Source organism: Bosea beijingensis (genome assembly GCF_030758975.1).
GTDB lineage: Bacteria > Pseudomonadota > Alphaproteobacteria > Rhizobiales > Beijerinckiaceae > Allobosea > Allobosea beijingensis.
The window spans coordinates 3,983,698-4,003,817 of the sequence record NZ_CP132359.1; the positions used below are offsets into that span (position 1 = coordinate 3,983,698).

General features: G+C 67.2%; 17 protein-coding genes and 1 pseudogene. 5 read left to right on the plus strand and 13 right to left on the minus strand.

All coding sequences use genetic code 11. From position 1 onward, the window contains the following. Positions 1 to 56 precede the first annotated feature (56 nt). The 7 genes from Q9235_RS19040 to Q9235_RS19070 all read right to left on the minus strand — a co-directional run bounded on the left by Q9235_RS19040 (position 57) and on the right by Q9235_RS19070 (position 8,230). Positions 57 to 872, minus strand: coding sequence for an ABC transporter permease (locus Q9235_RS19040; RefSeq protein ID WP_306223362.1), 816 nt, complete (start codon positions 870 to 872; stop codon positions 57 to 59). A 1-nt stretch (position 873) separates the two neighbouring features. Then, positions 874 to 1,788, minus strand: coding sequence for an ABC transporter permease (locus Q9235_RS19045; protein WP_306223363.1), 915 nt, complete (start codon positions 1,786 to 1,788; stop codon positions 874 to 876). Beyond that, positions 1,785 to 2,924 (minus strand): ABC transporter ATP-binding protein, encoded by a 1,140-nt coding sequence (locus tag Q9235_RS19050; protein WP_306223364.1) that lies wholly within the window; start codon positions 2,922 to 2,924, stop codon positions 1,785 to 1,787. Before Q9235_RS19050 ends, Q9235_RS19045 begins: the two co-directional genes overlap by 4 nt. Further along, positions 2,921 to 3,982, minus strand: coding sequence for an ABC transporter substrate-binding protein (locus tag Q9235_RS19055; protein WP_306223365.1), 1,062 nt, complete (start codon positions 3,980 to 3,982; stop codon positions 2,921 to 2,923). The genes Q9235_RS19050 and Q9235_RS19055 overlap by 4 nt, the downstream gene beginning before the upstream one ends. Before the next feature lie 331 nt (positions 3,983 to 4,313). Beyond that, complete coding sequence (locus Q9235_RS19060; protein WP_306223366.1) at positions 4,314 to 5,612, minus strand: NAD(P)/FAD-dependent oxidoreductase; 1,299 nt, start codon at positions 5,610 to 5,612, stop codon at positions 4,314 to 4,316. A 21-nt stretch (positions 5,613 to 5,633) separates the two neighbouring features. Next, positions 5,634 to 7,127 (minus strand): aldehyde dehydrogenase family protein, encoded by a 1,494-nt coding sequence (locus Q9235_RS19065; protein ID WP_306223367.1) that lies wholly within the window; start codon positions 7,125 to 7,127, stop codon positions 5,634 to 5,636. Beyond that, entirely contained in the window at positions 7,124 to 8,230 is a 1,107-nt protein-coding gene (locus Q9235_RS19070; RefSeq protein WP_306223368.1) for a mandelate racemase/muconate lactonizing enzyme family protein, read from the minus strand. Before Q9235_RS19070 ends, Q9235_RS19065 begins: the two co-directional genes overlap by 4 nt. Positions 8,231 to 8,364: 134 nt before the next feature. Between Q9235_RS19070 and pdxR the strand changes: the two genes are divergently transcribed. The 5 genes from pdxR to Q9235_RS19095 all read left to right on the plus strand — a co-directional run bounded on the left by pdxR (position 8,365) and on the right by Q9235_RS19095 (position 15,619). Further along, entirely contained in the window at positions 8,365 to 9,852 is a 1,488-nt protein-coding gene (gene pdxR / locus Q9235_RS19075; protein WP_306223369.1) for a MocR-like pyridoxine biosynthesis transcription factor PdxR, read from the plus strand. Positions 9,853 to 9,964: 112 nt separating this feature from the next. Continuing rightward, entirely contained in the window at positions 9,965 to 11,575 is a 1,611-nt protein-coding gene (locus tag Q9235_RS19080) for a GMC family oxidoreductase (protein WP_306223370.1), read from the plus strand. Between the two features lie 100 nt (positions 11,576 to 11,675). Then, entirely contained in the window at positions 11,676 to 13,043 is a 1,368-nt protein-coding gene (locus Q9235_RS19085; protein WP_306223371.1) for a glutamine synthetase family protein, read from the plus strand. A gap of 48 nt (positions 13,044 to 13,091) precedes the next feature. After that, a complete protein-coding gene (locus Q9235_RS19090) occupies positions 13,092 to 14,474 on the plus strand; it encodes an aldehyde dehydrogenase family protein (RefSeq protein WP_306223372.1) in 1,383 nt (460 codons plus the stop codon). Continuing rightward, entirely contained in the window at positions 14,474 to 15,619 is a 1,146-nt protein-coding gene (locus tag Q9235_RS19095; RefSeq protein WP_306223373.1) for an iron-containing alcohol dehydrogenase, read from the plus strand. The genes Q9235_RS19090 and Q9235_RS19095 overlap by 1 nt, the downstream gene beginning before the upstream one ends. A gap of 15 nt (positions 15,620 to 15,634) precedes the next feature. Here Q9235_RS19095 and Q9235_RS19100 read toward each other — a convergent pair whose 3' ends face one another. The 6 genes and pseudogenes from Q9235_RS19100 to Q9235_RS19125 all read right to left on the minus strand — a co-directional run. After that, the gene (locus tag Q9235_RS19100) at positions 15,635 to 16,276 is read right to left on the minus strand and encodes a CDP-alcohol phosphatidyltransferase family protein (protein WP_306223374.1); all 642 of its coding nucleotides are present in this window, start codon (positions 16,274 to 16,276) and stop codon (positions 15,635 to 15,637) included. A 3-nt stretch (positions 16,277 to 16,279) separates the two neighbouring features. Next, positions 16,280 to 16,669, minus strand: a complete 390-nt coding sequence (locus tag Q9235_RS19105) for a hypothetical protein (protein ID WP_306223375.1) — start codon at positions 16,667 to 16,669, stop codon at positions 16,280 to 16,282. Then, positions 16,666 to 17,616: a phosphatidate cytidylyltransferase gene (locus tag Q9235_RS19110; protein WP_306223376.1), complete on the minus strand. Its 951-nt coding sequence runs from the start codon at positions 17,614 to 17,616 to the stop codon at positions 16,666 to 16,668. The genes Q9235_RS19105 and Q9235_RS19110 overlap by 4 nt, the downstream gene beginning before the upstream one ends. After that, positions 17,613 to 18,251, minus strand: a complete 639-nt coding sequence (locus Q9235_RS19115) for a lysophospholipid acyltransferase family protein (RefSeq protein WP_306223377.1) — start codon at positions 18,249 to 18,251, stop codon at positions 17,613 to 17,615. The genes Q9235_RS19110 and Q9235_RS19115 overlap by 4 nt, the downstream gene beginning before the upstream one ends. Before the next feature lie 123 nt (positions 18,252 to 18,374). Beyond that, complete coding sequence (locus tag Q9235_RS19120) at positions 18,375 to 19,391, minus strand: DUF6925 family protein (protein WP_306223378.1); 1,017 nt, start codon at positions 19,389 to 19,391, stop codon at positions 18,375 to 18,377. After that, positions 19,388 to 20,107, minus strand: a pseudogene (locus Q9235_RS19125) (ABC transporter ATP-binding protein); the annotation flags it as partial. The pseudogene Q9235_RS19125 and the gene Q9235_RS19120, both read right to left, overlap by 4 nt. Between the last annotated feature and the right edge of the window lie 13 nt (positions 20,108 to 20,120).

Genomic DNA, 20,120 nt, shown 5'->3' on the forward strand with positions numbered 1-20,120 from the left:
TATCCACGACGCCGGCCGTTCCCACGGCCGGCGCTTTGTTGATGGCTTGCGACCTCTCAGGTCTCGCTTTTGCCGAAGAGCTGGGACACCGCCAGCAGCAGCGAAGTGATCACGATCATGATCGTCGAGATGGCGGCGATGGTCGGGTCGATCTGGTCGCGCAGCGCCAGGAACATCATCCGCGTCAGGGTAGCGTTGTCCCCGCCGGAGACGAAGAGCGCGACCACGACCTCGTCGAAGGAGGTCAGGAAGGACAGGACCGCCGAGGTGACGAGGGCGAAGCCGATCTGCGGCGCCGTCACCTGCAGGAAGGCCTGCGTCCGCGTCGCGCCGAGGCTGCGCGCCACCCGCTCCTGATCGAGATCGAAGCTCTTCAGCGCCGAGCCGACGATCATCATGACGATGGGCACGGCCAGCATCGTATGCGCCAGCACGATGCCGAGGAAGGAGTTCACCATCTTGAGCTGCACATAGGCATAGAAAAGCGCGACGCCGACGAGGATGACCGGCACGATCGTCGGCGTCAGCAGGGCGAGGATCGCGAGCCCCGCGAAGCGCAGGCGCGACGCATGCAGGCCATAGGCCGCGAGCGTGCCGAGCGGGGTCGCCAGCAGCGCCGTGCAGAAGCCCGCCTTGAACGAGGTCGCGGTCGCCGCCATCCAGCTCGACGAGGAGAAATAGGCCTCGTACCAGCGCAGCGACCATTCCCGCGGCGGGAACTCCAGATATTGCGACTGGGAGAAGGACATCGGGATGACGATCAGCGTCGGTATGGCGAGGAAGGCCAGGACCAGCGCGCCGACCGCATAGAGCCAGAGCCGCGCGCGATGGCTGATCTGCGTGTCGCTTGCGGGGCGATCGAGCCAGCCCATCTCAGTGCCCCGCCCCGAACAGGCCGGCGCCGCGCGAGAGCCGCGCCGCCAGTACCAGCACGACCAGCGTGATCACCAGCAGCACGACGCCGAGCGCGCTTGCCGCGCCCCAGTTGAAGAACAGTTCGATATCGTTGGCGATACGGTTCGAGACCATCGTCACCTTGCCGCCGCCGAGCATCGCCGGCGTCACGTAGAAGCCGAGGCAGAGAACGAAGACGAGCGAGGCGCCGGCCGCGAGCCCCGGCAGCGAGAGCGGGAAGAACACCGTCCAGAAGCCGTGGACCGGCGTCGAGCCAAGGCTGGCGGCGGCGCGCAAGAGGTTGCGGTCGATCGCGCGCATCGTGCCGTAGAGCGGCAGCACCATGAAAGGCAGCATGATATGGACCATGCCGATCAGCGTGCCGCCCATGTTGTGGACGAGCTGCAGGGGCTCGCTCCAGAGGCCGAGCTTCATGCCCCATGTGTTGATGAGGCCGCTGCGCTGAAGCAGCACGAGCCAGGCATAGGTGCGCACCAAAAGCGAGGTCCAGAACGGCAAGAGCACCGCGATCATGCAGAGATTGGCGGCCCGGCGCGGCAGTTGGGACAGGAAATAGGCCAGGGGATAGCCGAGCAGGATGCAGATCAGCGTGGTGACGAAGCTGATCTCGAAGGTGGTGCGGAAGGTCCGGCCATAGGAGGGCTCTGCCAGCATGCGCCGGTAATGCTCGAGACTCAGCGCGCCGTTATCGTCGAGGAAGGACAGGCCGAAGAGCCAGCCGACCGGCACGAGCATGGTGACGGTGACGAGCAGGAGCGCGGGCGCCGCGAGGCCGGCCAGCGCCATGCGCTCGCGCCACTGGTCGCGCCGCAGGCCGGCGGCATGGTCGTCCCCCGCCGGGCGGGCGGGATCGAAGGCGCTCGCGGTGGTCACGGCGCGCCCTTCGCCTCGTCGGGCAGCAGGACGGTATCGGAGACCGCGATGCCGATACGGACGGGCGTTCCCGGCGCCGGCGGCGGACCTTCGCCGCCGCGCGTCGTCAGACGCAATGCGACCGGGCTGCCGTCGACGAGCGCGACCTGAAGCAACAGCGTGTCGCCCTGATAGACCGCGCCGGTCACGCGGCCATCGAAGCAGTTCATGCCCTCGCCTTCGCCCGATCCGAGCAGATGCAGGCGCTCCGGCCGGAGCACCATCGTGCAGCGCCCCTGCCGCATCGGCAGGTTCGAGGCGCGGATGGAGGCGCCGGCCGCACGGGCGATGCCGTCTGTGACCGTCACGTCGAGGAAGGACGATTCGCCGATGAACTCGGCGACGAAGCGGCTGCCGGGATCGTCATAGATCGCGCGCGGCGTGTCGATGCGGGCGATGCGGCCGCGATCGAGGATCGCGACGCGATCCGACATGGTCAGCGCCTCGCGCTGGTCATGCGTGACATAGACCGTGGTTGTGCCCAGCCGCTCATGGAGCTGGCGCAGTTCGATCTGCATGCGCTCGCGCAACTGCTTGTCGAGCGCCGAGAGCGGCTCGTCCATCAGGATGATGCGCGGCTCGAAGACGATGGCGCGGGCGAGCGCGACGCGCTGGCGCTGGCCGCCGGAGAGCTGGTCGATGCGGCGGCTCCCGAAACCGCCGAGCTGGAACATTTCCAGCGCGGCCTCGACGCGACGGGCGGTCTCGGCGGCCGGCACGCGGCGCAATCGCAAGGGAAAGCCGACATTGCGGGCGACATCCATATGCGGAAACAGCGCATAGTTCTGGAAGACCATGCCGATCTCGCGCTTGTGCGGCGCGAGGCGGACGACCTCGCGCTCGCCGAAGCGGATCGAGCCCTTGTCGGGCCTGAGAAAACCGGCGATCGCCATCAAGAGCGTCGTCTTGCCCGAGCCGGAAGGGCCGAGCAGGGTGAGGAACTCGCCGGGCCGGACATCGATATCGATCTCATCCAGCACGGAAACCGCGCCATAGGCCTTGCTCAGCCGCCGGACTGCTATGGGCAGAGCCGTCGTGGAGCCCGAGGCAGAAGCGGCCGCATCACGCGGCCGCTCGTGATCGCCGGCCTGCCTCATTCGGTCAGCATGTTCTGGTAGGCGGAGGAGGCCTGCGCCTCGTACTTGATGTACCAGTCCAGATCGATCGTGAGCTGCTTGCCGGCATTGTCGGGATGGGACGGCAGCGTCTTGGCATAGGTCGCGTCGATCGCACCACCCTCGTAGGCCTTCTTGTTGGTCGGGCCATAGGTGATGTATTTCGTGAATTCGGCCTGGTATTGCGGCTTGCTGACCTCGGCGAGGAACTTCATCGCCAGATCCTTGTTCGGCGCGCCCTTGGCGATCGCGAAACAGTCATAGTCGAGCAGGCCCTGGTTAAAGGTATAGGCGACCTTGGCGCCGTCCTTGGCGGCGACATCGAAGCGGCCGTTCCAGCCGGTGATCATGTCGACCTCACCGTCCTTCATGAGCTGGGCGTGCTGCGCGCCCGAGCTCCACCAGACCGCGATATGCGGCTTCAATTCGCGGATCTTCTTGATCGCGCGCTCGATGCCGCCGGGCTGCGACAGAACCTCGTAGACCTTGTCGGCGGGAACGCCATCGGCCATCAGCGCCGGCTCCAGCGCGCCGGCCACGCCCTTGCGATAGGAGCGCTTGCCGGGGAATTTCTTCACGTCCCAGAAATCGGCCCAGCTCTGCGGCCCGTTCTGGCCGTAGGTCTTGGTGTTCCAGGCGAGCACGGTCGAGAACACGTCGCCGCCGACGCAATAATCCTGCGCAGTGCCGGGCAGGAAATTCGAGGTGTCGATGACCTTGTAGTCGAGCTTCTCGAGAATGCCCTCTGCGCCGGCGCGGGCGGCGCTGCCGGAGCCGCTGGCGACCACGTCCCAGGTCACCGCGCCGGCCTTCACCTTGAGGCGCAGGTCGGCGATGCTGGTATAGGTCTCCTCCTTGATCTTGATGCCCAAGGCCTTGGCGGCGGGCTGGAAGAGCGCCTTGCTCTGGCCCTCCTGATAGGAGCCGCCGAAGGAGACGACGGTCAGTTCCTGGGCCCAGGCGGGCGCAGCGCTCGACAGGCCAAGGCCCAGGACGAGGGCAAGGGCCGTTCTCGTCGGCGTGATCGGCTGGCGCGACATGTGTCTGTTCTCCCGTTTGAACGATGCGTTCCCCAAAGATGAGCGCGCGGTTGGCCGGTCAGCGGCGTCCGCACGTCTCGCCTCATGCAGAGTCCGGCGAAATTGGTCTGGCCATAAGGTCCACTCTGAGAATTCGGGGCGACCACTCTAGAGCTTTTCTTTTGTCGCATTTTCTTCACGCGAACCGGTGCCCACTTCGCTTGAAAATGCTCTAGCGGGCCAGCCTGTCGCGCCAGTTGTAGTAGAGGACGGATGGCGCGAGGAACCAGGGATTGCCGCTGTAAAAAGGCCGCGTCTGGAAGGGCAGTCCGTCGAAGGCGGTCCNAATGCTCTAGCGGGCCAGCCTGTCGCGCCAGTTGTAGTAGAGGACGGATGGCGCGAGGAACCAGGGATTGCCGCTGTAAAAAGGCCGCGTCTGGAAGGGCAGTCCGTCGAAGGCGGTCCTGCCCTCCGCAAGGCCAAGCACCTGCTGGCCCAGCCGCATGCCGAGATAGCTCGCCATGCCGACGCCCGAGCCGCAATAGCCCATGGCGTAGTGCATGCCCTCGTGCCGGCCGATATGCATCAATTCGTCGAAGCTGTAGGCGACGAGGCCGCACCAGGAGTGGCTGAGCTTGCGGTTGGCGAGTTCTGGGAAGATCCGACTCATCGCGGCATGGAGCAGCGGGCCGCTGCGGCGCGGATCGGTCTCGCTGAGGGATACGCGGCCGCCGAACAGGATACGCCGCCGGTCGGGCGAGGCGCGGTAGTAATAGACGACCTTGCGGGTGTCGCTGACGATGCGGTTCTTCGGGATCAGCCTGTCGACCAGCGCCGGCTCGAGCTCCTCGGTCGCAATGACATAGCTGCCGATCGGGATGACGCGGCGGCGCAACCAGCCGGTCAGCGGGCCGGTATAGCCGTTGGTGGCAATGACGACATCGCGGGTTCGGATCGTGCCGCGCGGCGTCTGGACCAGGAAATCCTGCCCGATGCGCTCGATGCCCGTCGCCGGGCAATGCGGCACGAGTTCCGCGCCGGCCGCGACGACGCGCTGCAACAGGCCCTGATGGTAGCGGGCCGGGTTGATCGAGGCGTGGCTCTCGTAGACGACACCGCCATGATAGAGATCGGAGCCGATCTCGCTGCGTTGCTCGGACCGCGGCACGACATGACAGGCGACCTCCAGCCCCTTCGGCTGGGTCCCGACGCTGCGGGCCAGTTCCTCGTACTTGCCCGGAGCATGGGCCGCATGAAAACGGCCGACGATGCCGAAATTGCAATCGATCTGCTCGTCGCGAACGAAATCACCGATATAGCGCAGAGAGTTCCGGCCCTCCTGCATGATCGCGAAGGCGCGCTCGCGGCCATGGCGGCGGGTGAGCTCGTCGAAGCCCGGCTTCACGCTGGTCGAGATCTGGCCGCCATTGCGGGTGCTGCAGCCGAAGCCTGCTGCCTCTGCATCGAGGACGACCGTGCGACGCCCGCCGCGTGCCGTCTGGAGCGCCGCCTGCAAGCCGGTATAGCCGGAACCGACGATAACGACCTCGGCCTGCTGCGGCGGGTCGGCGCGCGGCAGATCCGGCCGGGGCACATCGTCCCACCAATAGGGCGCGGCCTTGAAATCACTGGCGAACAGATCGCTCGGCATCGTCTTCGTCATCCTCCCGGATCAGATCCGCGCCACCACACTCTTGAGCTTGCAGTAGGAGCGCAAGCCCGCCATGCCCTTGGCGCGGCCGAAACCGGATTTGCGGTTGCCGCCGAAGGGCATAGCGATGCCGCCGGCGAAGAACTCGTTGATATAGACCTGCCCCGCATCGACGGCGCGGGCGAAACGCCACGCCTTGGCGTGATCGCGCGTGTAGATGCCGGCGACCAGCGCGTAGGAGGTCGCGTTCGCCGCAGCGATCGCCGCCTCGAAGTCGGGGACAACCTGCACGGTCAGCACCGGCCCGAAGATTTCCTCCTGCACCAGCGGATCATCCGGGCCATCAGCGAGCACGATGGTCGGCTGGTAGAACCAGCCGCCGCCGCAATCCTCGGGCGGCACGACCGCCCCGCCGGTCAGGATGCGATTGCCGGCGGCGCGGGCGCGATCGACATGGGCCGCGACGCGCGCGAGCTGTGCCGCCGAATTGATCGGACCGATCCCGGCATCGCTCAGGCCATGGCCCGGCCGCAAGCCCTGCGCGCTCGCGACAAGGCGTTCGAGCAGGGTCTCGGCGATAGCTTCCTCGACGATCAGGCGCGAGCCGGCGGAGCAAATCTGCCCGGCATTCTCGAAGATCGCTTCCATGACCCCGGCCACGGCCGCATCGACATCGCAATCGGCCAGCACGACGAGGGGCGATTTGCCGCCGAGCTCCAGCACCAGCCGGGTGACATGCTCGGCCGCGGCCCGCATCACGCGCTGCCCGGTCGCGAGCGAGCCGGTGAAGGTGATGTGGTCGATGCCGGGGTGGGCGACGAGCGCCGCGCCAGCCTCGGAACCCGTCCCGGCGACGACGTTGAGCACGCCTGCGGGCAGGCCTGCTTCGTGCAGCAGCTCGGCTAGCATCAGTGTCGTGAAGGGCGTCTGCTCGGCTGGCTTGACCACGAGCGTGCAGCCGGCCGCGAGGGCCGGCGCAATGCCCCGCGCCGCCGTCGAGAGCGGATAGTTCCACGGCACGATCTGGGCGGCGATGCCGACCGGCTCCTCGAGCGTCAGCCCGATATGATCGGGGCCGAGCGGCATGCTGTCGCCATGCAGCTTGTCGGCCGCGCCGGCATAATAGGCGAAAGCCTTCACGACGCCGCCGACATCGCCCTCGGCTTCCGCCAGCCGCTTGCCGGAATCGAGCGTCTCGACCACGGCGAAGCGGGCCGCGCGCTCGGCGATCAGGTGGCTTGCCCGCATCAGGATGTCGCCGCGCGCGGCGGGGCTCAGTCGGGACCATGGGCCGGAGAGCGCAGCGCGGGCGGCTGCGACCGCCCGGTCGATATCGGCGCCGTCGCCGGCGGCGACCGTGGCGAAAGCCGTGCCCCGGCCGGGATCGAAGCTCTCCATCCGACGCCCAAAGACGGAGTCGACAAAGCACCCATCGATGAAGTGCCCACCCGGCAGGCCGGCGAGCGTTCCCGTCTGCAGGGCCTCGGCGACCAGTGCGGCGCGGTCCAGGGTCACGCGCCGATCTCCGTGACCTGATAGGCGGCCTTGTCGAGCCAGGACGGCTCGATCTCGACGCCCCAGCCCGGCCCATCGGGGATCGCGACCTTACCATCGCGCGCCTGCGGCGGGTTGCGCAGCAGGCCCTGTTCCCACGGGTAATAGTCCGGCCCCTCGATCGAGAATTCGACATAAGGGCCGGCATTGGCGAGCGCGCCCATGATGTGCAGCGTGAACACCGTCACCAGCGACTGGTTGGCCGAATGCGGCGTCACCGGCAGGCCGGCCTCTTGCGCCCAGCGTGCGACTTTCAGCATCCGCCCGACGCCGCCGATATAGCAGACGTCCGGCTGCACGACGTCGACCACGCGGCCGTCGATCATAGCGCGCCAGACAGCGAGATCGCAGTCCTGCTCGCCGCCCGTGACATCGAGATCGAGGGCGTCGCGGACCTCGCGCGTCCAGGCATGTTCCCAATAGGGGCAGGGCTCCTCGAAATGGACGATGCCGTGATCCTGCAACATCCGGCCGACCGCGATGGCCTTGTCCGGCGAATAGGCGCTGTTGCCATCGACGAGCAGCGTCGCATCTGGGCCGAGCGCCCGCCTGACCTGCGGCACGATCGCCTCCGTGCGGCCCGGCCATTCGTCGATGTCGCGGCCGCATTCGCGCCCGACCCGGAACTTGAAGGCGCTGTAGCCATGGGCGTCGCGCAGGCGCAGGAAGCGCTCGGCCTCGGCCTCCGGCGTGATCTCGCCGCGCTTCATGCTGGAGGCATAGACCGGAAACGGACGCGGCGTGCCGCCGAGCAATTCGCAGACGCTTTTCCGCTCGCTCCGGCCGCGTAGGTCCCACAGCGCCGTGTCGAGCCCGGTCATGGCGCGGCAGAGATAGGAGCCGGGGAATTTATGCTCGCGCTCGCCAATGGTCGCGATCAGCTCGTCGATGTCGAAGGCATTCTCGCCGACCGCCCAGCGTGCGACCTGCCGGTGGAAGACGGTCGCGGTGATGTCGGCATTATAGGGCGAGAACTGCCCCCAGCCCTGGCTGCCATCCTCGCATGTCGCGCGAACGAAGCCGACGTCCTGCGTCGAGAAGCTTTCGAGCCGGGTGATCTTCATCGCTGCCGCTGTCCGTTCCGGGAGCGCCGCCCGGCGAACAACCCGGCAGCTTCGGCGCAAGAAGGGGCTTGAATTGGCCTGACCCCAAGGTCCATTCTCACCAAATCGACAGTCCACTCTTGTTTAAGGGCAGCATGGTCAAACGCGAGGAAGGCGCCCTGCTCCAGTCGATCGTGCTGGACCGCGAGGGCGAGCATGGGCTCAGCGTCCAGATCTGCGCGGGGCTGCGCGAACTGATCCTCGGCGGCACGCTCAAGGTCGGCGAGCGCCTGCCGGCGACGCGCACGCTGGCGCATGAATTCAGGGTCGCCCGCACCACCATCGTCGAGAGCTTCGAGCGGCTTGCGGCCGAAGGGCTGATCGAGACGCGGGTCGGCTCCGGCACCTATGTCAGCCAGGCGCTGGCGAACGAGCGGCCAGCACCAGCCGCTGCGGCGACCGCCGCGCCGACGGCGCGGGTCAAGCTGGCGCAGGCGATGAACACGGCGTCAAAACTATTCGGCACGCGCCTGCCGCACCAGCCCCGCGCCTTCACCACGGCGATGCCGGCCTTCGATGCCTTCCCGATGGCGCAATGGGCCAGGCTCTCGGGCAAGCACTGGCGCAAGCCGCGCCATCAGGTTCTCGGCTATCCCGACCCGCATGGCGAACGCGCCTTGCGCCAAGCCATCGCCGCGCATCTCAGGCTCAACCGCGGCATCGCCTGCGAATGGCAACAGGTCTTCGTGGTGGCCGGCGCGCAGCAGGCCTTCCAGTTGATCGCGGCCACGCTGCTCGACCCCGGCGACAAGGTCTGGTTCGAGGACCCCGGCGCGATCGGCGCGCGCAACAGCATGATCCAGTCGGGCGTCGACATCGTGCCGGTCCCGGTCGACGAGGCCGGGCTCGTGGTCGAGGAAGGCCTGCGCCGGGCGCCCGAATTCCGGCTCGCCTTCGTGACGCCAGCCCATCAGCAGCCACTCGGCGCCAAGATGAGCCTGGAGCGGCGGCTCGCCCTGCTGGAGGCGGCCGAGGCCAGCGGCGCCTGGATCATCGAGGACGACTGGGACGGCGAGTTCTGCTTCCAGGGCGCGCCGATGGCGACGCTCACCAGCATCGACCGCAGCGGGCGGGTGATCTATGTCGGGACCTTCTCGAAGACGCTGTTCCCGTCGCTGCGGCTCGGCTTCCTCGTCGCGCCGCCGCATCTCGTCGAGCAGTTCGGCATCTGCCTCGAAGCCTTCTCGCCGGGTGTGCCGACGGCCTTGCAAGGCATCGTCGCCGATTTCATCGTCGAGGGGCATTTCGCGACGCATGTCCGCCGCATGCGCAAGCTCTATCAAGAGCGCTATCAGGCATTGGAGGATGCGGCGCGGGAACATCTGGCACCCGATCTGGAGGTCGTGCCGACCCAGACCGGCATGCACACCATCGCCTATCTCCGCGACGGGCTCGATGCCGTCGTGCTGACGCAGGCCGCCGCAAAGCGCGGCGTGACAGTCGCGCCGATCAGCCGCTTCTGCCTCGAACCCGTGGCGCGGAACGGGCTCGTGCTCGGCTTCAGCGGCTTCACGCCGGTGGAAACCAAGGCCGGCGTGCTCGATCTGCGCCGCAGCATCGACGACCTCGCTGAATGCAAGTAACTGGACTGGTGCTTCAGCGGGAATGGCCCTTAGCGACAAGCCCAATTCTGCCTAGGAATCGCGATGGGCAGGCTGGGCCAACTGCCCTTGCGGCATCGGCAGGACGGTCATCTTGAGCGAATGGGACATGATCATCGTCGGCGCGGGTTCGGCCGGCTGTGTGCTGGCCGGGCGGCTTGCCGAGGCCGGACAGGGCTCGATCCTGGTGATCGAGGCAGGCCCGCGCGATCTCAGCCCCTGGGTGCATCTGCCGATCGGCTACGGCAAGATCTTCTACCATCGCCGCATGAACTGGATGTACCGGACCACGCCGCAAGCCGAACTGGACGGGCGGGAGATCTACCAGCCGCGCGGCAAGGTCGTCGGCGGCTCGAGCGCGATCAATGCGATGGTCTATGCCCGCGGCCAGGCCGAGGATTTCGACGAGTGGAAGCGGCTCGGCAATCCCGGCTGGGGCTGGGCCGAGGTGCTCGCCGCCTATAAGCGCATGGAGGATCACGCGCTGGGCGCTTCCCTCTGGCATGGCGCTGGGGGCCCGCTCCATGTCGAAAACGTCGCCGCTGAAGTCCATCCACTGACGCCGCTCTTCGTCCGGGCCGCAGGCGAAGCGGGCCTGCGCTTCAATCCGGACCTGAACGGCGCGACCAGCGAGGGCGCCGGCATCTACCAGATCACCACGCGCGGCGGCCGGCGTGAATCGGCGGCGCGCGCCTTCCTGCATCCGGCAAGGCGGCGCGGACGCGTAAAGCTCGAAACCGACATGCAGGTGACGCGCATCCTGTTCGACGGGCGGCGCGCCGTCGGCGTCGAGGCAAGGCGCGGCGGCGAGACCCTGCGCTTTCGCGCCCGCAGGGAGATCGTCCTGTCCGGCGGCGCGTTCAACTCGCCGCAATTGCTGCAGCTTTCCGGCATCGGCCCGGCGGAACTGCTGAAGCAGCACGGCATCGCGCCTTTGCTCGACCTCCCCGCCGTCGGCCGCAACCTGCAGGACCATCTCTGCTACGACCACGTCTATCGCTCGAAGCGGCCAAGCTTGAACGATGCGCTGCTGTCCTGGCCGGCCCGCATCGGCATGGCCGCGAATTATGTGCTGCGGCGGCGCGGGCCGCTCTCGCTCAGCGTCAATCAGGGCGGCGGATTCTACCGCACCCGGCCGGACCTGACGCGACCGGACATGCAGCTCTATTTCTCGCCGCTGAGCTATGAGCGCGCCGTGCCGGGCGTGCGAGCCCTGATGAAGCCCGACCCGTTCCCAGGCTTCAGCCTCAGCGTCTCGCCATGCCGGCCGCTCAGTCGCGGCCATGTGGCGATCCGCTCGCCCGATCCGCAGGTCGCGCCGGAGATCGCTCCGAACTACCTCTCCGCCCCCGAGGACATGCGCACGCTTCTGACCGGCGCTCGCTTCCTGCACCGGCTCGCAGCGACGCCCACGCTTTCCGCCGTGATCGACACCGCGATCCGGCCGGGACCTGAGGCTGTGGGCGACGCGGCGCATGTCGCCGCCATCCGCGCGAATGCCTATTCGGTCTTCCACCCTTGCGGGACCTGCCGGATGGGTCCCGACGCTGATGATGCCGTGGTCGACGCCAAGCTGCGAGTACATGGGATTGAAGGATTGCGCGTCGTCGACGCCTCGATCTTCCCGACGATCCCCTCCGGTAACATCAATGCGCCGGCCATGATGGTCGGAGAGCGCGCCGCGGCGCTGATGGCTTCCGGGTGACGCGGAGCCCCGCTGAATATTCAGGCCTGGGGATGCGAGCCGGCTATTCCGCCAGGCGCATTCCCGTGTGAAGATCGCGCATCGGAGATGGATGACCGGCATGACGCAAGCCTACACGCTCGACGCCCTGAGAGAGGATGTCACCGCCGGTCGCATCGATACCGTACTGGCCTGTCTCGTCGACATGCAGGGGCGCCTGATGGGCAAGCGCTTCCATGCCGCCTTTTTCCTGGAGAGCGGGCATCACGAGACGCATAGCTGCAACTATTTGCTCGCCACCGACATGGAGATGGAAACCGTAGCCGGCTATGCGGCGACGAGCTGGGCCGCCGGCTATGGCGACTATACGATGAAGCCGGACCTCTCGACCTTGTGCCGCGTGCCCTGGCTCGAAGGCACGGCGCTCGTGCTCTGCGACGTGCAGGACCATCACGGCCATGACATCCCGCACTCGCCGCGCGCGGTGCTGAAAAGCCAAGTCAAGCGGCTCGAGGCGATGGGGCTCAAGGCCTATATGGCGACCGAGCTCGAGTTCTTCCTGTTCGACCAGAGCTACGAGAACGCCTGCGCCAGCGGCTATCGCGACCTCAAGACCGCCAGCAGCTACAACGAGGACTACCACATCTTCCAGACCACCAAGGAAGAGGCGGTGATGCGGGCGATCCGCAACGGTCTGCAGGGCGCCGGCATCCCGGTCGAGAACTCCAAGGGCGAAGCTTCGGCCGGACAGGAGGAGATCAATGTCCGCTATGCCGATGCGCTGACGATGGCGGACCGGCACGCGATCATCAAGAACGCCTGCAAGGAGATCGCCTGGGCGCAGGGCAAGTCGATCACCTTCCTCGCCAAGTGGAGCAACGCCCATGCCGGCTCCTCCTCGCATATCCACCAGTCGCTCTGGAGCGCCGACGGCAAGACCCCGCATTTCCTCGACGCGCAGGCGAAATACGGCATGTCGCCGCTGATGCGGAGCTATGTGGCGGGGCTGCTCGCCCATGCCTCCGACATCACCGGATTCCTCGCGCCCTATATCAATTCCTACAAGCGCTTCGTCGCCGGCACCTTCGCGCCGACCAAGGCAATCTGGAGCGCCGACAACCGCACCGCCGGCTACCGGCTCTGCGGCGCCGGCACCAAGGGCATCCGGATCGAATGCCGGGTCGGCGGCTCGGACCTCAACCCCTATCTCGCCATGGCGGCACTACTCGCCGCCGGCATCGACGGGATCGAGCAGAAGATGGAGCTGGAAGAGGCTTTCGTCGGCGATGCCTATGGCGGCCGTGACATCCGCGAAATCCCGAAGACCCTGCGTGACGCAACCGTGGCGCTGAAGGGTTCGGCGATGCTGCGCAAAGCCTTCGGCGACGCCGTGATCGACCATTATGTCCGCGCCGCCGAATGGGAGCAGGAGGAATACGACCGCCGGATCACCGATTGGGAAGTGAAGCGCGGTTTTGAACGCGCCTGATCCGGCCTCCCCCAACAGCAGAAGCCTTCAGCCAGACGGATAGTGACGATGACGATGATCCGATGCGTGTCGCCGGTGGATGGCTCGGTCTATGCCGAACGGCCGGCCTTGAAGCTCGACGAGGCGAAGACCGTGGTCGCGCGCGCCCGCAAAGCGCAGAAGGCATGGGCGCGACGCCCGCTCGACGAGCGCATCGCGCTGGTTCTCAAGGGCGTGGCGCGGCTCAACGAGATGGGCCAGGAAGTTGTGACCGAGCTCGCCTGGCAGATGGGCCGGCCGATCAAGTACGGCGGCGAGTTCAAGGGCTTCAACGAGCGCTCGAACTATATGGCCTCGATCGCGAACGAAGCACTGGCGCCGCTCGTGATCGAGGACAGCGCCGCCTTCAAGCGCTTCATCGCGCGTGAACCGCATGGCGTCGTCTTCGTGATCGCGCCGTGGAACTACCCCTATATGACCGCGATCAACTCGGTCGCGCCGGCGCTGATCGCCGGCAATGCGGTCGTCCTCAAGCATGCCAGCCAGACGCTCCTCACCGGCGAGCGACTGGCGCGCGCCTTCCACGAGGCCGGCGTGCCGGAAGAGATCTTCGCCAATGTCTTCCTCGACCATGAGACCTCGTCGCGCCTGATCGCCGAGAAGCAGTTCGACTTCATCAACTTCACCGGCTCGGTCGCAGGCGGGCAGGCGATCGAGCGCGCCGCCGCCGGCACTTTCACCGGGATCGGGCTGGAACTCGGCGGCAAGGACCCCGGCTACGTCATGGAGGACGCCGATCTCGACAAGGCGGTCGACACGCTGATGGACGGCGCGACCTTCAACTCGGGGCAATGCTGCTGCGGCATCGAGCGCATCTATGTGCATGAGAGCCTGTACGACACCTTCGTCGAGAAATCGGTCGACTGGGTCTCGAATTACCGCCTCGGCAACCCGCTCGATCCCGAGACCTCGCTCGGCCCGATGGCTCACAAGCGCTTCGCGCAGGTGGTGCGCGAGCAGATCGCGGAAGCGACCGCGAAGGGCGCGCGGGCGCTGGTCGACCCCAAGCTGTTCCCGCAGGACGATGGCGGCGCCTATCTCGCGCCGCAGGTCCTGGTCGATGTCGATCATTCCATGACGATCATGCGCGAGGAGACCTTCGGGCCGGCGGTCGGCATCATGAAGGTGCGCGACGATGCGCAGGCCCTCGCGCTGATGAACGATTCCAAATACGGCCTCACCGTCTCGCTCTGGACCGGCGATGACGAACGCGCCGCGCGGCTGGGCGCAGAGCTCGAAACCGGCACCGTCTTCATGAACCGCGCCGATTATCTCGACCCGGCCCTGTGCTGGACCGGCGTCAAGGAGACCGGGCGCGGCGGTTCGCTCTCCGTCATCGGCTTCCACAACCTCACCCGCCCGAAATCCTACCATTTGAAGAGAGCTGGCTGATGCCGATCACCGCGAACTGGAGCTATCCGACCGCCGTCAAGCTGGGCGCCGGGCGGATCAGGGAACTGGCCGATCACTGCAAGGCGCTCGGCATGAAGCGGCCACTGCTCGTGACCGATCGCGGGCTGGCGAGCATGGCGATCACCGCCAACGCGCTCGACATCCTCGAAGCCGGCGGGCTCGGCCGCGCGATCTTCGCCGATGTCGATCCTAACCCCAACGAGCGCAATCTCGACGACGGCGTGCGCGCCTTCAAGGCCGGCGGGCATGACGGCGTCGTCGCCTTCGGCGGCGGCTCCGGCCTCGACCTCGGCAAATGCGTGGCCTTCATGGCCGGGCAGACCCGGCCGGTCTGGGATTTCGAGGATGTCGGCGACTGGTGGACGCGTGCCTCGATCGAGGGCATCGCGCCGATCGTCGCAGTGCCGACCACGGCGGGAACCGGCTCCGAGGTCGGCCGCGCCTCGGTCATCACCAATTCGCAGACCCATACCAAGAAGATCATCTTCCACCCGAAATTCCTGCCGGGCGTGACGATCTGCGACCCCGAACTGACGGCCGGCATGCCCAGGGCGATCACCGCCGGCACCGGCATGGACGCCTTCGCGCATTGCCTGGAGGCCTATTCCTCGCCCTTCTTCCACCCGATGAGCCAGGGCATCGCGCTCGAAGGCATGCGATTGGTGAAGACCTATCTGCCGCGCGCCTATGCCGACGGCAGCGACATCGAGGCACGCACGCAGATGATGGCTGCAGCCGCGATGGGCGCCGTCGCCTTCCAGAAGGGGCTGGGCGCGATCCATTCGCTCTCCCACCCGGTCGGCGCGGTCTACCACACCCATCACGGCACCACGAACGCGGTCGTCATGCCGCCGGTGTTGCGCTTCAACCGCCCGGCGATCGAGGACAAGATCGCGGCGGCCGCCGCCTATCTCGGCATCGCCGGGGGCTTCGACGGCTTCTATGATTTCGTGCTGAAGCTGCGGGCTGACCTCGGCATTCCCGACAAGCTCGGCGCGCTCGGCGTCGGCACCGACCGGATCGACGAGCTGGCCGAGGCCGCCGTGGCCGATCCTTCGACCGGCGGCAATCCGGTGGAACTCACGGTCGAGGCGGCGCGCAAGCTGCTCATCGAGTCGATCTGAGATCGGCGGACGGTATCAGCCGGCGCGCAATTTGCGGACGATGTTCGCAGCGCGCCGGATCGCGGTGATCGCGGCGCCTACGGCGATGAGCCAGAGGGCTACTGTGATGACCTGATTGTGGCCGCTCCAGAGCGGCTCCAGCAGTGACAGCACGGCAGCGGCGGTGATCACCGCCATGCGGTGCTGCTTGGCCATCGGCCCGGAGAAATCAGCCGGCAAGCCGCAATTGCGGCCGAGCTCTCGGGTGTAGGCGGTCAGCACGGCAAAGGCTGCCGCCGCCCAGCCTAGCGCCGGCAGCCCAACACCGTAGCCCGTACCGACGAGGATCAGGATATCGGCGACGCGATCGGGGAATTCGTTCCAGAACGGTCCGTCCGGCGCCTGCTTGCCGCCCTCGATCGCCACCATTCCGTCGAAGAGGTTGCAGAGCAATCTGAACTGGCAGAACAGCGCTGCGAACAGGAGAAGGGCCACGCGAGCGCTTCCCGTGGCCGTGCCCGCCTGCCAGAAGGCGAAGCCGGCGACGGCCGCCATGACCATGCTCGCCATCGAGATCTGGTTCGGCGTGATGGAAGCCGCGCTCAAGCGGCGGGCGATGGCGCGGGCCCAGCCGGAATCGCGGCTGGCTAGCGGGCGGCGATTCTCGTCCTGCGCCATGATTCAGGCCCCCCGGGTGCGCCAGAGCGAATAATTGTAGAGCGCGGCATAGCTCGTCGCGACGGTGAGCGGCACGGCGATGGTCTTCGCGATCTCGGGCGTGCCGCTGAGAGTGTGGAGGGTCGTCAGCAGGCTCGCGGAGACGAGGCCGGCGATCACCGGCGGCGCCACCAGCGCGAGCAGGCCGGAGAAGCGGCTGGCGAGATATTCGATCGCGCGTTTCAGCACCAGCGTGATCGTGGCCGAGATCGCGCCCTGCAACAGCCCGGCCTGGAGCGGCGCCGGCATCGGATGGGCGCGGTTGGCAAAGGCTGCCCAGCTCCCCATGGCGAGGAAGGCAAATCCGACATGGACGATGCTGCTCCGCATCAGGCGCGCGAGCGGGCCGCTCATACGGCTGACCAACCGTAGCGCACGAGATGGAAGAAGATCGGCGCGGAGAACACGACCGAGTCCAGCCGGTCGATGAAGCCGCCATGGCCGGCGATCAGGTTGCCCCAATCCTTGACGCCGCGGTCGCGCTTGATCGCGGACATGACGAGCCCGCCGAAGAAGCCCATGAGGACGATGACCAGCGCTAGGAAAGCGGCCTGGAGGGCTGAGAACGGCGTCATCCAGGCCAGGCCGGCGCCGACGGCAGTCGCACTCAGCGCCCCGCCGACGAAGCCCTCCACCGTCTTCGAAGGCGAGAGCTTCGGCGCGATCTTGGTGCGGCCGAGCAGCTTGCCCCAGACATACTGCAGCACGTCGCTGAGCTGCACGACGATGACGAGGAAGGCGATCAGCAGGACATTGCGGCCCTCGTAGCCGGCAATCTGGAGGCTGAGCAGCGCCGGCACATGCGAGGTGGCGAAGACGCAGATCATCAGCGCCCATTGCACCTCGGCGATGCGCACGAGGAAATGCTCGGTGTCGCCGCGCGCCGCAGCGATGATCGGCATCAGCAGGAAGGCGTAGACCGGGATGAAGATCGAATAGAGCCCGTACCACTCGATCCAGATCAGGTAATACTGCACCGGCAGCACGATGAAGAAGGCCGTGGCCAGCGCCCAGTGATCGGCGCGGCGCGTATCGGTCAGCGTGATGAACTCGCGCAAGGCCGCGAAGGAGCAGAAGCCGAAGAGCAGGGTTACGCCGGTCTTGCCGCCGATCAGCGCCACACCCATCAGCACGACCATGACCCACCAGGCCCGGATGCGGTCGTTGAGGTTCTCGACTACCGCATTGTTGCCATCGGGCGAGAGCTTGCGCTGCAGCACGAAGCCGATGGTCGAGGCGACGACGAGGACGCCGAGGATGCCGGCGAGCACGGCCACCAGATCGGGATGCGGCATCGTCATGGCGCGTTCGCCTTCGGGGACAGAGCTAGCAGCGCGGCTTCGGCCCGTGTCAGGAAAGCCTGCTTTGCCTCGCCGTCAGCGAGGCGAAGCGGCGCGCCAAAGGTCACCGTGCAGATCAGCGGGATCGGCACGAATTCGCCCTTGGGCATGACGCGGTTGAGATTGTCGATCCAGGCCGGCACCAAGGCCACGTTCGGTCGCGCCTGCGCCAGATGGAACAGGCCGCTCTTGAACGGCAGCAAGCGTGCCTCGGTGGTGTTGCGCGTGCCCTCGGGAAAGACGATCAGCGAGGAGCCGGCATCGAGCGCCTCGGTCATCTGCGCGATCGGGTCGCTGGTGCGGCTCTCGCGATCACGGTCGATCAGGACGGCATCGAAGACGTCGCGGCCGATGAAGCGGCGCAAATTGCTCTCCAGCCAGTAGTCGCTGCCCGCAACCGGCCGGGTCGTGAAACGCAGGCGCCGCGGTAGCACGGTCCAGATCAGGACGAAATCGCCGTGGCTGGCGTGGTTGGCGAAGTAGATGCGCTGCTCGTCGCTGGGCTCGGCGCCCGCCCAGCGACCGCGCACGGCCGTGATGAAGCGGGCGAAGAAGAGAATGAGCGCGCCAGCCAGACTTGCCACTGCCTCACGCATTCCCCGATCTCGCCCCCGTTAGCCGTGCAGAGGAGGTAGCGCCTGTTTCAGGCGCTGTCGATATCGACAGGCTGCCGACGCAAAGGCAACGGCTGCCACAGCCGTGGGCAACGCTTCGCGGCTTCAGTGTCCATAGGGATCGAGCACCGTGCCGTCCTCGGAGTCGGTCTCGCGTGGATCGAATGCGGCGCACCATGCACTTAGCTGTCTCTTGTCAGTACCGCCGAAAGCCGTCTGCCTGAGGAAGACACGAAGCGCCTGTCGCCCGAAACGACTGCGGGGCGCCTCGAAAGCATCGGGAGCATGGCCGGCCGCGATGGCCTCGCGTGCGCTTCGCTTCAGCGCGATCAGGGTGGGATCGCCGAAGCTATCATGAAGCGCCTCAAAGGCATGAAAAGCCGCGCGGTCGAAGGCATGCGGTCTTCCCAAGCCATCCTTGAGCGGGTGCGCCGGTACGAGATGAGCGCACGGCACGAAGCCTTCCGGCACCGGCTCGGTCGCCGCATGGGTGCGGCCGCCGCGCATGAGCTGGGGCAGCACATGGGTATGCGGGCCTTCCGGGCTGCGGCCATCCGCCGGCGGGATCGGTTGGTAGACCTCGCAGCGGCCGAAGCGGGCGAGGAAGGCCCGGTGTGGGCCGGCCGCGACGATCGCCCCCATCGCGCGGTTGCCGGGCTCGAACAGGGAGCGCCCGACCTCCGTCCGCAATGCCGCGATCAGCGCGGGATCAGTGGTGCGAATGCAGATATCGGCCTGGAGCGCGCCGAGCCCCATGTCGAACAAGATGCCCGCCGCATCCTGCGGCCGCAGCGCCTCCGCGTCCGGGCCGAGCTCGGTCAGGACGCTGCGTCGGTTCATCGCGCAGGCGCCTTCCGGCAGGCAGAGCGCGACGCGGTGGTTCCAGCCGCTGCCGACAGCGCTTTCCGACGCGTGAAGGCGGACGCCATCGAGCGCGCCAAAGCCGATGCCGCCGCGGGCCGTCGTCACCGAGAGACGACCGGGCTCATCGACGATCTCGAACAGCTCGCCCGCGTCGCGCATGAATTCCGCGATGGCGCCGAAGGTGCCGAGATTCCACTGGCTGCCGGCGTCGAGAAGGTGATCGCGCAGGAGGCTGCGCACCGTGTCGGTTCCGGTCATGAAGCGGTCTTTCCGTTCTCGAGCGTACGCCACGGCAGGAGGAAGGGCTCGCCGGCGTGGGAGCCGCGCATGGCCTGGATGTCGAAGACCTGCGCGAGCCTGACGTCGTCGAGAACTTCCGCAGGAGATCCGTCGGCAACGCGCCGACCATGATCGAGCAGGAGGAGCCTGTCGCAGAAGCGGGCGGCGAGCGTGAGGTCGTGCAGCACGACGACCACGCCGATGCCATCAGCGCTGATCCGGCGCAGAAGTTGCAGCGTGTCGAGCTGATGCTGCGGGTCGAGCCCCGCCAGCGGCTCATCCGCAAGAAGATAGGGCGCCTCGACCGCGAGCGCCCGTGCCAGCAGGACGCGGCGGCGCTCGCCGCCCGAAAGCGTCCCGACCGCACGGCCGGCGAAGCCCGCCACGTCGCACAATGACAATGCCCGCGCGACCGCGTGCCGATCCGCATCCCCCTGCTCGGCAAAAGGGCGCCGATGCGGCAAGCGGCCGAGCCCGACCAAGGCCTCGACCGAGAGCGCCGCCGGCACTTCCCCACCCTGAGCCAGGAAGGCAACGCGGCGCGCGAGCGTAGGGCGGCCGAGTTCCCGTGACGTAGCGCCGTCGTAATCGACACTGCCACTCTCCGGCGCGAGCAACGCCGCCAGCACGCGCAGCAGGGTCGTCTTGCCGGCGCCGTTGGGTCCGATCAGGCCGAGCAGCTCGCCCGGCCGGATCTGGGTATCGACC

What these genes read in the sequence shown, in the direction of transcription:
- Q9235_RS19040 (WP_306223362.1), bottom strand. Translation starts at nt 872, where the DNA reads ATGGGCTGGCTCGATCGCCCCGCAAGCGACACGCAGATCAGCCATCGC.
- Q9235_RS19050 (WP_306223364.1), bottom strand. Translation starts at nt 2,924, where the DNA reads ATGAGGCAGGCCGGCGATCACGAGCGGCCGCGTGATGCGGCCGCTTCT.
- Q9235_RS19055 (WP_306223365.1), bottom strand. Translation starts at nt 3,982, where the DNA reads ATGTCGCGCCAGCCGATCACGCCGACGAGAACGGCCCTTGCCCTCGTC.
- Q9235_RS19060 (WP_306223366.1), bottom strand. Translation starts at nt 5,612, where the DNA reads ATGCCGAGCGATCTGTTCGCCAGTGATTTCAAGGCCGCGCCCTATTGG.
- Q9235_RS19070 (WP_306223368.1), bottom strand. Translation starts at nt 8,230, where the DNA reads ATGAAGATCACCCGGCTCGAAAGCTTCTCGACGCAGGACGTCGGCTTC.
- pdxR (WP_306223369.1), top strand. Translation starts at nt 8,365, where the DNA reads ATGGTCAAACGCGAGGAAGGCGCCCTGCTCCAGTCGATCGTGCTGGAC.
- Q9235_RS19085 (WP_306223371.1), top strand. Translation starts at nt 11,676, where the DNA reads ATGACGCAAGCCTACACGCTCGACGCCCTGAGAGAGGATGTCACCGCC.
- Q9235_RS19090 (WP_306223372.1), top strand. Translation starts at nt 13,092, where the DNA reads ATGACGATGATCCGATGCGTGTCGCCGGTGGATGGCTCGGTCTATGCC.
- Q9235_RS19095 (WP_306223373.1), top strand. Translation starts at nt 14,474, where the DNA reads ATGCCGATCACCGCGAACTGGAGCTATCCGACCGCCGTCAAGCTGGGC.
- Q9235_RS19100 (WP_306223374.1), bottom strand. Translation starts at nt 16,276, where the DNA reads ATGGCGCAGGACGAGAATCGCCGCCCGCTAGCCAGCCGCGATTCCGGC.
- Q9235_RS19105 (WP_306223375.1), bottom strand. Translation starts at nt 16,669, where the DNA reads ATGAGCGGCCCGCTCGCGCGCCTGATGCGGAGCAGCATCGTCCATGTC.
- Q9235_RS19110 (WP_306223376.1), bottom strand. Translation starts at nt 17,616, where the DNA reads ATGACGATGCCGCATCCCGATCTGGTGGCCGTGCTCGCCGGCATCCTC.
- Q9235_RS19115 (WP_306223377.1), bottom strand. Translation starts at nt 18,251, where the DNA reads ATGCGTGAGGCAGTGGCAAGTCTGGCTGGCGCGCTCATTCTCTTCTTC.
- Q9235_RS19120 (WP_306223378.1), bottom strand. Translation starts at nt 19,391, where the DNA reads ATGACCGGAACCGACACGGTGCGCAGCCTCCTGCGCGATCACCTTCTC.